Annotated in this window: 13 protein-coding genes; 10 read left to right on the top strand and 3 right to left on the bottom strand. The window is 61.4% G+C overall.

Features of this window, described 5'->3' with window-relative positions:
• Nucleotides 1-69: 69 nt before the first annotated feature.
• A complete protein-coding gene (locus tag D8M36_RS10140) occupies nucleotides 70-231 on the bottom strand; it encodes a DUF5679 domain-containing protein (protein WP_016664205.1) in 162 nt (53 codons plus the stop codon).
• A 581-nt stretch (nucleotides 232-812) separates the two neighbouring features.
• On the opposite strand from D8M36_RS10140, the gene D8M36_RS06520 reads away from it, so the two are divergent.
• On the top strand, nucleotides 813-1,355 hold the full coding sequence (locus D8M36_RS06520) for a M48 family metallopeptidase (protein ID WP_238638405.1): 543 nt from the start codon (nucleotides 813-815) through the stop codon (nucleotides 1,353-1,355).
• 12 nt (nucleotides 1,356-1,367) lie between these two features.
• Here D8M36_RS06520 and D8M36_RS06515 read toward each other — a convergent pair whose 3' ends face one another.
• Both D8M36_RS06515 and D8M36_RS06510 read right to left on the bottom strand, forming a co-directional pair.
• The gene (locus D8M36_RS06515; RefSeq protein WP_126847691.1) at nucleotides 1,368-1,904 is read right to left on the bottom strand and encodes an NUDIX hydrolase; all 537 of its coding nucleotides are present in this window, start codon (nucleotides 1,902-1,904) and stop codon (nucleotides 1,368-1,370) included.
• Nucleotides 1,901-3,448, bottom strand: coding sequence for a zinc-dependent metalloprotease (locus D8M36_RS06510; RefSeq protein ID WP_126847689.1), 1,548 nt, complete (start codon nucleotides 3,446-3,448; stop codon nucleotides 1,901-1,903). The genes D8M36_RS06515 and D8M36_RS06510 overlap by 4 nt, the downstream gene beginning before the upstream one ends.
• A 144-nt stretch (nucleotides 3,449-3,592) precedes the next feature.
• On the opposite strand from D8M36_RS06510, the gene D8M36_RS06505 reads away from it, so the two are divergent.
• The 9 genes from D8M36_RS06505 (at nucleotide 3,593) to D8M36_RS06465 (ending at nucleotide 13,724) form a co-directional block, all read left to right on the top strand.
• A complete protein-coding gene (locus tag D8M36_RS06505) occupies nucleotides 3,593-4,696 on the top strand; it encodes a YlbL family protein (RefSeq protein WP_161970220.1) in 1,104 nt (367 codons plus the stop codon).
• Nucleotides 4,697-4,748: 52 nt separating this feature from the next.
• Nucleotides 4,749-5,462, top strand: a complete 714-nt coding sequence (locus tag D8M36_RS06500) for an HAD family hydrolase (protein WP_074297315.1) — start codon at nucleotides 4,749-4,751, stop codon at nucleotides 5,460-5,462.
• A gap of 101 nt (nucleotides 5,463-5,563) precedes the next feature.
• Nucleotides 5,564-7,246: an energy-dependent translational throttle protein EttA gene (gene ettA, locus D8M36_RS06495; protein WP_065247530.1), complete on the top strand. Its 1,683-nt coding sequence runs from the start codon at nucleotides 5,564-5,566 to the stop codon at nucleotides 7,244-7,246.
• 131 nt (nucleotides 7,247-7,377) lie between these two features.
• Nucleotides 7,378-7,758, top strand: coding sequence for a GntR family transcriptional regulator (locus D8M36_RS06490; protein WP_074297313.1), 381 nt, complete (start codon nucleotides 7,378-7,380; stop codon nucleotides 7,756-7,758).
• Nucleotides 7,755-8,471, top strand: a complete 717-nt coding sequence (locus D8M36_RS06485; protein ID WP_074297311.1) for an ABC transporter ATP-binding protein — start codon at nucleotides 7,755-7,757, stop codon at nucleotides 8,469-8,471. The genes D8M36_RS06490 and D8M36_RS06485 overlap by 4 nt, the downstream gene beginning before the upstream one ends.
• A gap of 67 nt (nucleotides 8,472-8,538) precedes the next feature.
• The gene (locus D8M36_RS06480; RefSeq protein ID WP_126847685.1) at nucleotides 8,539-9,294 is read left to right on the top strand and encodes a hypothetical protein; all 756 of its coding nucleotides are present in this window, start codon (nucleotides 8,539-8,541) and stop codon (nucleotides 9,292-9,294) included.
• 103 nt (nucleotides 9,295-9,397) lie between these two features.
• Complete coding sequence (glgP, locus tag D8M36_RS06475) at nucleotides 9,398-11,926, top strand: alpha-glucan family phosphorylase (protein WP_126847683.1); 2,529 nt, start codon at nucleotides 9,398-9,400, stop codon at nucleotides 11,924-11,926.
• 92 nt (nucleotides 11,927-12,018) lie between these two features.
• On the top strand, nucleotides 12,019-12,882 hold the full coding sequence (locus D8M36_RS06470) for a carbohydrate ABC transporter permease (protein ID WP_065247535.1): 864 nt from the start codon (nucleotides 12,019-12,021) through the stop codon (nucleotides 12,880-12,882).
• Between the two features lie 11 nt (nucleotides 12,883-12,893).
• The gene (locus tag D8M36_RS06465) at nucleotides 12,894-13,724 is read left to right on the top strand and encodes a carbohydrate ABC transporter permease (protein WP_126847681.1); all 831 of its coding nucleotides are present in this window, start codon (nucleotides 12,894-12,896) and stop codon (nucleotides 13,722-13,724) included.
• The last annotated feature ends 44 nt before the right edge of the window (nucleotides 13,725-13,768 follow it).

Below are 13,768 nucleotides of genomic sequence, written 5' to 3'. Positions count from 1 at the left end.
GGTGCCGTGGCGGCACCGGTTCGTTCTTTCATGGATATGCGGGGCGGGCACGGATGCGCCCGCGTGCACTCACTTGCTGGGGAGGAAGCGGTTAAGCTTCGTGCCGCACTCGGGGCATTCAGCCTTCGCCGCACGGCGGCCCTTGTCGTTGACCTGGATGGTGCCGGTTGCTTCGTGCTTCGCGCGGCACTTCACGCAGTAGAACTCGCCCGTGTAGGTTTCGTCAGCCATGGTTGCTCCTAGGGATTGTGATGAACTCTCTGTTCGTGGCCACTGTATAAGCATTTTTGAGGACTTAGGAACTCAACACTCCGCGGAGGAGACGGAGAAACCGCACGTCAGAGGCGTTTTTGGGAATGGTTCGCAAGTACGGGTGTCAAAGAGATGGTTTGGGGTGTCGGGTGATGGGGTGGAGCGGCATAAAAAGGGCGACCCCCCGGGGACGCTTAATGCACGCGGGCCTTCCCCGCTCGCGAGCATTTGTTTTCCCGGAGGATCGCTTCTCCATCGAATGTAGTGGCCTGTTCGACCCCGGTCAAAGCGGCGACGGGTCGGCATTGTGGATAACTTAGCGATTGTTGTGGACACCCTGTCAAGCTGTGTGGAAAGTGTGTGTGGATAATTGGGCGTAGAGGTCTAATGTGCTCAATGACCTGGGCATTTTTCGTATCGTGATGGTGAATATTAATTTTTTGCAACATGTGTTGCAGTCCTCATCGATGTGTCACAAGTGGGACGGAGGTCCTCATGTTGCCGGGCTTATCCACAACCTTGGGCTGCTTGTCAAGCCAGTTCCCCATTAGACTCGCACCGTGCCCCAGCGACGCCCCGAACGCGAAAAACTACTCCTCGATGGCATCTCCGAGCCCATCGAGGTGGTGCGCTCCACTCGCCGCCGAAAAACCATCACCGCGCGTCGCAGAGGTGGAGTGTTTGAACTTCTCGTTCCCGCGAGACTTTCGGCACGTGAAACGCGCAAGTGGGCGCGAGACATGTACGCGAAGTATGGAAACCGTGCCACACCGGCGGCCGCGAGTGATGAGGAACTCATGGCACTTGCCCTTGCGCTGAGGGAAAAGTACATGCCGAGCGTGCCCCGACCCTCGAGTGTGCGGTGGGTCACGAACCAGGGCAAGCGCTGGGGCTCGTGCACGAGCGCCGATGGCTCAATTCGCCTCTCTCATATCTTGAAAGACATGCCGAGCTACGTGATCGAATCCGTTCTTGTGCACGAGCTCGCCCATCTCCTCGAACCGAACCACTCGCGGGCCTTTCGTCAGCTCGAGGCCTCGTATCCCAAGCTTGAGCGGGCCAACGGCTTCCTCGAGGGGTACTCGTTTGCCGAGCAGCCCTAGCCAAGGTGCTCCTTAGGCGCGGAGCTTTGCGAGCGTAGGTTTAAGGTCGGGGACGACGCTTGCAGGGAGGGCCTCGAGCCGCCACCACCGAACGTCGTGGCTCTCCTCGCTCAAGGTGAGGGCGTCCGTGGGGGAGGCGGGCGTGACGGCCGCACGCATGAGGTATTGCACGTCCCAATGCTCGCTGCAGACCGCGAAATTCTTATTGAGGCTGTGCGCGTGCAGCGTGAACGGCGCGGCGCCCACGATCGCGAGCTCAGCGAGGCCCGATTCCTCGGCGACTTCTCGCCGAGCGGCCTCTTCGAAGCTCTCTTCGCCTGCCTCGATGTGCCCGCCGAATTGGAGCCACGCGCCTACCTTGCGGTGGTGGTGAAGCGCAACGAACTGGCCGGAGGCGTCGATCACGATCCCGCTCGCGGTGAAGTGCACGGGACCGCTCGATTTGAGGTGAGCGCTTTCGCTCGAGGTTGCGAGCGCAAGGAATCGCTGCTTCTCTCGAGAAGGCGCGCACGCCTCGAGCTCGGCGAGAAAGCTTCCGGGAAGGCTCACTGATCGTCGCCCGGCTTTCCATCGCCATTGGGAGTATCCCCGGGCTCATCACCTCGATCGTCGAACTCACCGTCAAGCAACTTGCGAAGCTCCTCATCGAAATCGGGGGAGGCGGAGTTCATCGCGCCAAACTCGGGAAGATCGGGGAGCCCGTCACCGTCGGAATCCTTGGTGGGCACGGGCGCCTGAGGGGCCTGCGGACGCCCGCTCAGAACCTCGGGGCTCGGGAGAAGATCCGGGTGGGCCCAGACCTTTTCGCGACCTTCCATGCCCTCGGTGGCGAGCACCGACTCCCACCACGCGTACGCTTCCTTGACCGAGCGCGGGTGCAGCTCGATCCCCACGAGATTCGTGAGGGTATCCAGAGCGCTACCGCCCGTTGCGCGTCGCCGCTGGACGAGTTCGCGCATCGCGTCCAAGCGGGGGAGTTTCTCGCGCAAGGCCTCTGTCACGACCAGGTCGACCCATGATTCGATAAGCGCGAGGGTCGTCGTGAGCTCCGTGAGGGCTCGCTCCTGGTCGGCGGAGCGCGTGAAGGTGAAGATGTCTTCGGGGTTCGTGGCGCTCATCGCTGCGGGATTGTTGACGTCGAAGTCGCGGATTTTTTCCTCGAGAGCCCCCATGTCGAGGGTGATCCCTCGCGCGTATCCCTCAATTGCGGTGAAGAGATGCTCGGGGAGCCAGGGTGCGCTCTTGAAGAGGCTCTGGTGGGCGATCTCGCGCGCGGTGAAGAAAATGCGTGCCGCATCAACGTCGAGGTCGGTGCCCTCGAGAACATCGGCGAGGTTCGCGGGCACGACCACGGGAGCGTAGAACGTCCACAGGGGGAGCGAAAGGTCGGTAACTCCGATGGCCTCACGTGCGATTGAGCCGATCGCATGCCCAAATTGGAGACCGAACATCGTGCCGCCCATTTTCTTCATCATCGAGCTCGGATCGCCGAGAGCCCCGCCCATGGCGCCGAGTGGCCCGGCGCCACCGAGCTGCTCGAGTCCACCGAGTTCCCCGAGCTGCTTCGCAAACGCGTCGCCGATGGCCTCGGCCATGTATTGCGCGACCGGTTCGACGATCTTTTGCCAGCGTGGCAGCGTGCGGTTCACCCATGTGCCGCGGCTCCAGCACTCGACCGCGTCGCTCACAACCGCGAAATCGGTCTTCTCCGCGAGCCACATCGCCGCCACGTTGCCGGCTTCACGCATCGCGTGCTCGTCGGCCTCGCTCACGTTTGGATCGCCGGCCGTGCCGATCGATGTGCCACCGATTTGGGGGAGCGCCCCCGTGGGAAGGAGCGTGACGTTACCCGATGCGACCTGGCGCGCCAGATCATGACCAAGCTTCCAGTTGACGGGCCCATCGCCTCCCGCGGCGAAAAGCGACTGCATTTGAAGCGCGGCCATGCGGAGCATCGCGGGATCGCTGGGAAGGCCCGCCCCCTTCGCGAGCTCGGAAAGGTCAAGGCCCTCCAGTGCGCCCGGGGGGATTTGCCCCTGGAAAATCTCCTCGAGGAACTTGCGGAGGTTTTCTTCGTTGGACTCGTCGCTCATGCGCGCTCCTTACGATTGAGGCGGCGGTGACCGCCGATCACGGATTCTCCAAGCGTAGCGATAGCGACGGACGGGAGGTAGACGTTTCGCTTCCCGCGAAGGTATCTGCAAGCGAGAGAAATGATTGTCTGGGACAATAGCCACGTGGAAAAGCCCCTCAAGAAACTCACGGCCACGCCGCCGAATATCACGAATCCTCGCTTGTACAAGCGTCGCCTGTGGACGGTGTGCACCTCCGCCTTCGCACTCGTGGTGCTCACTGCGGTCGCCGCGGTGCTGCCCGCGCCGTACGTTGTTGAATCGCCCGGACCCTCGCTCAACGTGCTCGGTGAATACGAGGGCAAGGACATCGTGAGCGTCGAGAATCGAGCTGACGGCCCGAGCGATGGCGAACTGCGGATGACGACCGTGTCGGTGCAGGGGTCGCCCGGATACGACATTCCGCTCGCGGGTGTGATGACCGCGTGGTTCGATCGGGATCGCTCGATTATTCCCGTCGAAGCGCTGTACCCCGACGATGCGGACGCAGAAGACAACAGCCTCATGAACACCGTCGAAATGAACGGCTCGCAACAAGAGGCGATCGCGGCGGCCCTCACCAAGCAGGGGGTTTCCTATTCGACAACGACGATGGTCGCGGGTGTGCGAAGTGATGGTGGCGCCGCGAACCAGCTCCAGCCCGGGGACGTGGTGCTCGAGGTCAACGGCCAGAAGATCGAGAATGTTTCGGCAGCGGGCGACGCGATCGGCGCTACTGCGCGCGGAGAGAAAGTCGAGGTGACCGTGCGGCGCGACGGGGCGGAAAAATCCTTCGCCCTCACCCCGCGCTACGAGGGGGATCGAGCGCTCCTCGGGATCGTGCTTGCCCGCGGCTTCGAATTCCCGGTCAAGGTGAACTTCGCGCTCGAGGGGATCGGTGGCCCGAGCGCCGGCATGATTTTTGCCCTCGCGATCTACGACGAAATGACCCCGGGCGATCTCACCGGCGGCAAGAAGATTGCGGGCACAGGCACGATTAACGAACAGGGCGCGGTGGGGCCGATCGGCGGGATTCGCCAGAAAATGATCGGGGCAAGGGCCGACGGCGCCGAGTTTTTCCTCGCTCCCGGTTCGAACTGTGAAGATGTCACAGGGCACATTCCCGAGGGGCTTCAGGTGGTCCGGGTCGATTCCCTCACCGAAGCGATTGAGGCCGTCGAACAGATCGCGAATCAAGGATCTATCGAGGGCCTTGCCACGTGCGGCTAGGCCCTGAGAACACGTTTTACTCGCTTTCGACACGAGGAACAGAGGAGGAGTCATGGCACGCGCGAGGCGCAAGTCGCAGGATCCGGTCACGCAGCTCACGGTGGTCTTTGATTTCGGTGGGGTGCTCGCCGCGCACCACCACCCCGTCCCCGTGATCCACCGCGAGGTGGGTGGCGATTACGAGGCTGTACGCGAGGTGTACTGGGGCGAGAGGAAAAAGCTCGATGGCGGCGAGATCTCGCTTGAGGACTATTGGCGAGCCGTGTGCGAGGCAGGTGCGATCGGCGAACCAACGGCGGACGAGATCGCTGACCTCGCTGACCTCGACGACCGCTACTGGGGTGAAATCGCCAAGGGGAGCCGCGAGCTCATTCACGACCTCGCGCGCAACGAAGTGCGGCTCGCGATCCTGTCGAACACGAATGCTGCCTTCGGTGACTACCTGCGCAGGCAGGAGTGGTTCGAAGTATTCGAATTCGCGATCATCAGCGCCGAGGAAAGGGTGCAAAAGCCCGACCCCGAGATTTTCGAGATCCTTCTCGATGTGATCGCCCACGAGACCGGCGGGGTCGCGAGGCCCGGCAACGTGATCTTCTTCGACGACCTGCAGTCGAACGTCGACGCGGCCCGAAAGCTCGGCATCGATGCGCATTATTGGCCTCGTAATGACCGCACGCTAGCGTCGGACACCGCCGCCGAGCCCGACCGACCGGGCTGGGAAATCGCGCGTGAAATCCTTACCGCACGTGGGGTTCCGCTCGGCTGAAACGCAGGCGTCACCGTTAGACTGACACCATTGTGCCCGCCGCCGCGGCTCGAGCCGGCGGCATGGCGGGGAAACCAACCCACGAGTCAAATGGAGAGACATTGGCAGAGTTCATCTACACCATGTACAAGGCGCGCAAGCAAGTGGGCGACAAGGTCATCCTTGACGACGTCACCATGAGCTTTTTCCCGGGCGCCAAGATCGGCATGGTCGGCCCGAACGGCGCAGGTAAGTCGACGATCCTCAAGATCATGGCGGGCCTTGATGAGCCGAGCAACGGCGAGGCACGCCTGAGCCCCGGCTATAGCGTGGGCATTCTCCTGCAGGAGCCGCCCCTCAACGAAGAAAAGACCGTTCTCGAGAACGTCCAGGAAGGCATGGGCGACCTCTACGCGAAGGTGCAGCGCTTCAACGAGATCGGCGAACTCATGGGTGAACCCGATGCCGATTTCGACGCGCTCATGGCCGAAATGGGCACTCTTCAAACGGAGATCGACGCCGCGAACGGCTGGGATCTCGACTCGCAGCTCGAGCAGGCGATGGACGCCCTGCGCTGCCCGCCCGGCGACGAGCCCGTGACGCACCTTTCCGGTGGCGAGCGTCGCCGAGTAGCACTGTGCAAGCTCCTCCTCCAGAAGCCGGACTTGCTCCTTCTTGACGAGCCCACGAACCACCTCGATGCCGAGTCCGTGCTGTGGCTCGAGAAGCACCTGCAGAGCTACGAGGGTGCCGTTATCGCGATTACCCACGATCGCTACTTCCTCGATCACGTCGCCGAATGGATCGCTGAGGTCGACCGCGGCCACCTCTACCCGTACGAGGGCAACTACTCGACCTACCTCGAAAAGAAGCAGGAACGCCTCGAGGTCCAGGGCAAGAAAGATCAAAAGCTCCAAAAGCGCCTCAAGGAAGAACTCGAATGGGTGCGCTCGAGCGCGAAGGGTCGCCAGGCGAAGTCCAAGGCGCGCCTCGCTCGCTACGAGGAGATGGCGAAGGAAGCCGAGTCGATGCGCAAGCTCGACTTCGAAGAAATCACGATCCCGCCGGGCCCGCGCCTCGGCAACGTCGTGATCGACGCGAAGAACCTCAAGAAGGGCTTCGGCGATCGTGTTCTCATCGATGGCCTGAGTTTCTCGCTCCCACCGAACGGCATCGTCGGCGTGATCGGCCCGAACGGCGTGGGCAAGACCACCCTCTTCAAGACCCTCGTGGGGCTCGAACCTCTCGACGAGGGCGAGCTCAAGGTCGGCGAGACCGTCAAGATCAGCTACGTTGACCAGAACCGCGAGAACATCGACCCCGAGAAGAACCTCTGGGAGGTCGTGAGCGATGGCCTCGACTTCATCGAGGTTGGCAAGGTGGAGATTCCCTCGCGTGCGTACGTGTCGCAGTTCGGCTTCAAGGGCCCGGACCAGCAGAAGAAGGCCGGCGTGCTCTCGGGCGGCGAGCGTAACCGCTTGAACCTCGCCCTCACGCTCAAACAGGGCGGCAACCTTTTGCTTCTCGACGAGCCGACCAACGACCTCGATGTTCAAACCCTGAGCTCGCTCGAGAATGCGCTCTTGAACTTCCCCGGCTGCGCCGTGGTGGTCTCCCACGACCGCTGGTTCCTTGACCGAGTGGCGACCCACATCCTCGCCTACGAGGGCACCGAGGAGAACCCCTCGAACTGGTACTGGTTTGAGGGCAACTTCGAGTCGTACGAGAAGAACAAGGTTGAACGTCTTGGAGAGGACGCCGCGCGTCCGCATCGTGTGACGCATCGCCGCCTCACGAGGGACTAATAACGTCGCTCGCTCCTTTGAGCGAAGGAGTCGATAAGAACACCCGGGACTCTTGAGGTCCCGGGTTTTCTTTGCCCTCACAAGTGTGCTACTGTACTAAGTGCGTAATACAGTAAGACAAGGTGGTGTGGATGGAGTTCGACACTTCGAGACCGGTGTGGGTTCAGTTGGTCGAGGAGTTCACGCGAAAAATTGCGTCGGGCGAATGGATTGCGGGCCAAAAGGTCCCTTCGACTCGCGACCTCGCCCTCGACTATCGCGTCAACCCCAACACTGTGCAGAAAGCCCTCGCCGAGATGGACCGTCGGGGCCATACCAAGAGTGAACGAACATCGGGGCGCATAGTGCTGGTGACTGATGGCGCTACGGATGATCTCAAAACTAGCGAGAGTGAAGCGATCGCGGATCGTGCACTCGAGCAGCTCACGGGGCTAGGACTCTCGCCCCAGGATATTGAAACGCTCTTCCGTGAGCGTCTCTTAGATCGCTCTCGAAAGGGTGAAAAACCATGACTTCGCAACTTTTGCGAGTAGCCAAGGCTTCAAAGGCCTACGGGGCGACGACTGCCCTCGACAGCGTCGATCTCGACGTCGAGCCTGGAAGCATCGTCGGTCTGATCGGTGAGAACGGCTGTGGAAAATCGACCTTCCTCAAGGCAGTCGCGGGCCTCGTTCGACTGGATTCTGGCGAAGTGCGGGTGTGCGGCGAATTAGTCGGGCCACGATCGAAATCGATGGTGAGCTACCTGCCGGATCGGTCGGCGCTTCCTGCGCGCTTTACTGTCGAGTCCTGCATGCGCATGTTTGGGCAGGTGTTCGCGGACTTCGACGAGGCTAAGGCGCGTGCGATACTCAAAAACTTCGGGGTAGAGCCAACACGGCGTTTGCGCGAACTTAGTAAAGGGCAGCAGGAAAAGGCGCATATCGCGCTCGCCATGGCACGCGACGCGCGGCTGTTCCTTCTCGATGAGCCGATCTCTGGCGTCGACCCGCTTTCGCGCGAGCAAACGTTGCGCGAGGTGATCGCGGCTCTCGGCGACGACTGTTGTCTCCTTATTACTTCTCACATGGTGCAGGATCTCGAGTTGATCGTGGATCGGGCGCTTCTCATGCGCCGCGGGCAGATCGTCGACGATGTCTGTCCCGATGAACTGCGTGAACAGACGGGCGACGGGCTCGTCGATCGACTGAGGAAGGTGTATGGATATGAACGCACACGCAGATAGCATGAGGTTGCCTGGGGTCGGGACCGTCGTTCGGCTCGATGTGAGCCGGATGCTACCGATGACAGGCATGGCAACGCTCGCAGGTATTGCGGTGGCACTCGCGTTCTCCGGCCTAGGGGCCCTCGTGGCGCCTCTCAAGCCGGTTGCTTTTGTGGGTGTATGGATGGCTGCGGGCCTGTTGGTCGCCGCGACCGGCCTAGTGCTTGCGGGGTATTTCTACGTGAGCATGGTGGGGCGTGAAGCCCCGGTCACTCGCACGTGGCCCGTCGGTGGGCTCGCCCTTTTGGCAGGGAAGCTCGTGAGCGGCGTGCTCGCTCTATCCGTATCGGTCGTGGGGATGCTCGTGATGGTGGTTCTTTCGTTCGCGTTTCTTGCACCCAAAGGAGCCCTCGCCCTCGATGATCTCCTGACCGCAGTTGGGCAACTTTTCCGTGAGCATCCGGTGGTGTTGACGTGCGGGCTTATGTGGATTGTGCTTGGGGTCGTGTCGTTCCTCGTCTACGTGTATTTCGCCGTGCTTGTGGGAAGCAAGGGGTTCTTGGGCAAGCTTGGAGTCGCGGGGCCCGTGATTGTCGCGGTGTTCATGTGGGCCGTGGTGTCGCAACTCGTGGGTGTGGTGTCCATCCTCATTCCCCTGTCGTTTAATGTCGACTCGTGGTCTATTGAGACGGTGAGCATCCTCGGCTCCATCATCAACGCTGTGAAGACGGATGCGGAGGTTCCGCTGCTCCCAATCGCACTTCCTGTTCTCCAAAGCCTCGTCACGCTCGCGCTTCTCATCTGGTGTGCGTGGGACTGTTCGAAAGTTCGCGATATCCAGTAACGATCGCCGAGGTCGAGCCCGCCGCTAACCTTGAGCAAACTCCGCAAGAACATTTCATGCGGAAAAGCCATGGTGAGCGGCGGGCTCGGCTACCTTAAGGGGTATGAAGGCACTACGTACCCTTTCCGTCACGTCCGAACTTCCCGCTGAGCTCGAGGGACTTCGCACCCTCGCCTATAACCTCCGGTGGACCTGGAACGCCGAAACTCGCGACCTTTTCGAGGCGCTTGACCCGCGCGCATTCGAGGAGAGCAACCGCAATCCCGTTGTGCAGCTTGGGATGGTTCCCGCGCGCCGCTACAGCGAGGTCGCTGCAGATCCGGAATTCCGCGCGGCTCTTGACGCGCGTCTCGCGGATCTCGAGAACTACATGAGTTCCGATCGCTGGTTCCAAAAGGAAGCGCCGGGATCTCCCGCGATTGCGTACTTCTCGATGGAATTCGGTATCTCGCCGACCCTCCCGATCTACTCCGGTGGCCTTGGCATCCTTGCGGGCGACCACCTCAAGTCGGCCTCCGATCTCGGCGTTGACCTCATCGGCGTGGGCCTGCTCTACCAGTGGGGCTACTTCTCGCAATCGCTCAACCGGGAAGGCTGGCAGCAGGAAAACTACAAGCAGAACGTCACGGAAGATCTCGCGGTCGTGCCAGTGACAGATGCCGACGGTGACCAGGTGTGCGTGAATGTCACGTTCCCCGGCGAGCGCATCGTCACGATTGCACTGTGGAAAGCGCAGGTGGGCCGTATTTCGCTCCTCCTGCTCGACACGAATGTCGAGGGCAACGACGAGGGCGCCCGCCAGATCACTGACCGTCTTTACGGCGGCGACCATTTCCACCGCATCGAGCAAGAGATCGTTCTTGGCATTGGTGGCGTGCGCGCCGTTGAGCGCTTCGCGGAGCTCGAGGGGCGCCGCGAACGCGATGTGTTCCACCTCAACGAAGGCCACGCGGGCTTCCTCGGCCTTGAACGGATCGGCCAGCTCATGGGCAAGGGGCTGAGCTTCGATGCCGCCCTCACACAGACCCGCGCGGGCTCGGTGTTCACGACTCACACGCCCGTGCCCGCCGGCATCGACCGCTTTGACGCCGGTCAACTGCGCCACTTCCTCGATGCCGATGGCAACGGGATCTCGCACCTCGTGCCGAACCTGCCGGTTGAAGCAGCCCTCGCGCTCGGCGTCGAGGATGGCGGCCACGTGTTCAACATGGCCCACATGGGCTTCCGGCTTTCCCAGCGGTCGAACGGTGTGGCGAAGCTCCACGGCGAGACGAGTCGCCGCATGTTCAAGGACCTCTACCCGGGCTTTGACGAGGCGGAAGTGCCGATCACGTCGATCACAAACGGTGTGCACCGTCGCACGTGGATCTCGCGCCCCATGGATGCGCTGTACAAGAGCGTGTTCGGTGACGTGGATCTTTCGGCGCTCAGTGATTGGTCTGCGCTTGGAACTTTGAGCGATGAGTCGCTGTTGGAGGTGCGCAACACGCTTCGCACGAACCTTGTCGAGCGTGCGCGTGAAGATGTGCGTCGCTCGTGGGTGCGCCGCGGTGCTCACCCAGGCGAGCTCGGTTGGGTCGATTCGGTTCTCGACCCGAACGTGCTCACGATTGGTTTTGCGCGCCGCGTCTCGACCTACAAGCGCCTCACGCTCATGCTGAGCCAGCCTGAGCGTTTGCGCAAGATTCTCCTCAACGAGGAGCATCCGGTGCAGATCGTCGTGGCCGGTAAGGCACACCCCGCGGATTACCCGGGCAAGGAATTCATGCAGCGCCTCGTGCAATTCGCAGACGATCACGGGGTGCGCCACCGCATCGTGTTCCTCGCGGATTACGACATTCGCATGGCGCAGTACCTCGTGTCGGGTTCGGACGTGTGGCTCAACAACCCGATCCGCCCCGAGGAGGCTTCGGGAACCTCAGGCATGAAGGTTGCGCTCAACGGCGGGCTCACGTTCTCGACGTCCGACGGTTGGTGGGACGAAATGGCGACCGACGATGCCGGCTGGACGATCGATACGGTCGACATCGAGGACCGTGCTGAGCGTGACCGCCTCGAAGCGGAGAGCCTCTACAACATTCTCGAAAACCGCATCGTTCCGCTGTTCTATGACCGCGACGAGAACGGCGTTCCGGCGAAGTGGCTGCAAATGGTGCGCAATTCCCTCGTGGAAATTGCGCCGAAGGTCACCGCGACCCGCATGGTGCGCGATTACGTCAACGAGTTGTACGCGCCCGCATCAAAGGCGGTTGCGCTGTTTGCGAACGAGCCGGGCCTGTCGCACGACTTCGCCGAATACAAGCAGCGCCTCGCGCAGGGCTGGGGCGGCGTGAGTGTTCACGACGTCGAGGATTCGGTTGACGGTGATGTTCTTGCCGTGAGCGCGAGCGTTGAACTGGCCTCGATCCATGTTGAGGATGTCGAGGTGCAGCTCATCGTGGGCAACGTCAACGACGAGGGGGACCTTACCGACACGATCGTGGCCCCCATGACCCAGGGCGTTGACGGTCGCTACGCGGCCTCGCGCCAGCTTGAGAGCCTGGGTGCGGTTGGTTACACCGTGCGCGTTGTCCCCTCGCATCGCGTTCTTGCTCACACCGCTGAGCTTGGCCTTGTGCGCGTTGCCCAGTGATCGGGGTGTACGCTGGCATAGCCAATCGTTAGGCCGGGCATAAGTTCCGGCCACAGTCCAGAGAGAATCGGGTGGAAGGAGTTGAATCTGTGATGCGACTCCGCCACCCGATTCTTTCGTGGCTTTTCGTGTTGCCTGCAGCGATCGGCGTGTTCGCCTTTATTCTTCTTCCCGTCGTCGTGGCCTTCGGTCTTTCGCTGACGAACTGGGAGATCGTGGGCTCCCGCGACTTCATCGGCTTCAAAAACTACGAGATCTTGTTCAGCGGCGACGCGCTGTGGAACTCGCTCTTCGTGACGCTTCTGTTCACACTCATGAGCGTGCCTCTCGGCATTGCGCTAGGCCTCCTGCTCGCGGTTCAACTCAACAAAATGTTCCCCGGGTCGACACTGTTCAGGATCATTGTGGTGATCCCGTGGGTGTGCGCCCCCGTGGCGATCGGTGTGGTGTGGAAGTGGATCTACCAGCCGACCTACGGTGCCCTCAACGCCTTGCTCGGAACACGAATCGAGTGGCTCACGTCGCACACGCTCGCCCTTCCGGCCGTGGCTTTCGTGGCGGTGTGGCAAGCCGTCGGATATAACGCGCTTTTCTATCAGGCCGGCCTTCAGAAGATCCCACCATCGATCTACGAGGCTGCGGAGCTCGACGGCGCGGGCAGCGTGCGCCGTTTCTTCGCGATTACCCTTCCGCTCTTGAATCCCACGACGTTTTTCGTGGCCCTCACGCAAATGGTCGCGAGCTTCCAGGTGTTTGACACCGTGTACTCGCTGACCGGGGGAGGCCCCGGTAATAGCACGCAGGTGGTGGCCTCGCTGATCTATAACGAGGCGTTCGGTGCTGGGCGCCTTGGCCGCGCCGGGGCGGTGGCCGTGATTCTCTTCGTGATTCTCGCTGCTCTCTCGTTTATTCAGCAGCGGTTCTTCTCGAGCCGCATCACCTACGACATGTCCTGAGGGTGGTGTTCATGAAGAAAAAGTCGGTTCTTTCGGCGATCGTGGCCTACACGATCCTCATCATTGCTGCCGTGCTCACTCTCGCGCCGTTTTCGCTGTCGATCATGACGGCGCTGCGTGAGCCGAGTGACTTCCTTCGCCAGGGCCCCATCCACCTCCCGGATCCTGCGACGCTCGAGAACTTTACGGCGCTCTTCACGGGGCCGCACAGTTTTGTGACCCCATTTGCCGTGACGGCCCAAATGGTCGCGGTGATCCTCGTGGGGCAGATCATTTTTTCGATTCTTGCCGCATATGCGTTCGCATTTTTGGAGTTCCCCGGCCGCGATCTGCTGTTCTGGGCCTTCATCGCGACTCTGCTCGTGCCTCAAGTCGTGGTTGTCGTGCCGCTCTTCCTGGCATTCCAAGAGTTGGGGCTTCGCAATACGTTCTGGGCTCTCGTACTACCGTTCATGTTTGGCAGCCCTTACGCCGTGTTCCTGCTGCGCGAGAACTTTCGTAGCGTTCCACAAGAGCTCCTCGATGCGATGCGCGTGGATGGCGCGGGGCACCTACGCTTGATTCGCAACCTTGTGGTGCCTCTCAACCGTCCGATCATCGTGACGCTCGTCGTTATCACGGTGGTGACCCACTGGAACTCCTTTATGTGGCCGCTCATTATTACCACGGGTGAGACGTGGCAAACCCTCACGGTTGCGACCTCGGCACTCAGTACCCAGTACAACAACAACTGGACGATGGTCATGGCGGCAACGACGCTCGCGATGATTCCGCTCATTCTTCTGTATCTCGTGTTCCAGAAGCAGGTGGCGCAATCGATCGGCGGAACCGAGCTGCGCTAAAGATCTCTTATGCCCCCCATAAATATCGGGTATGCTTAGGTCTC

The sequence above is a fragment of the Dermabacter sp. HSID17554 genome, assembly GCF_003989295.1.
Lineage (GTDB): Bacteria > Actinomycetota > Actinomycetes > Actinomycetales > Dermabacteraceae > Dermabacter > Dermabacter vaginalis.
The sequence above is the reverse complement of the archived record's forward strand: the minus strand, read 5'-3'. Positions and strand labels throughout refer to the sequence as shown.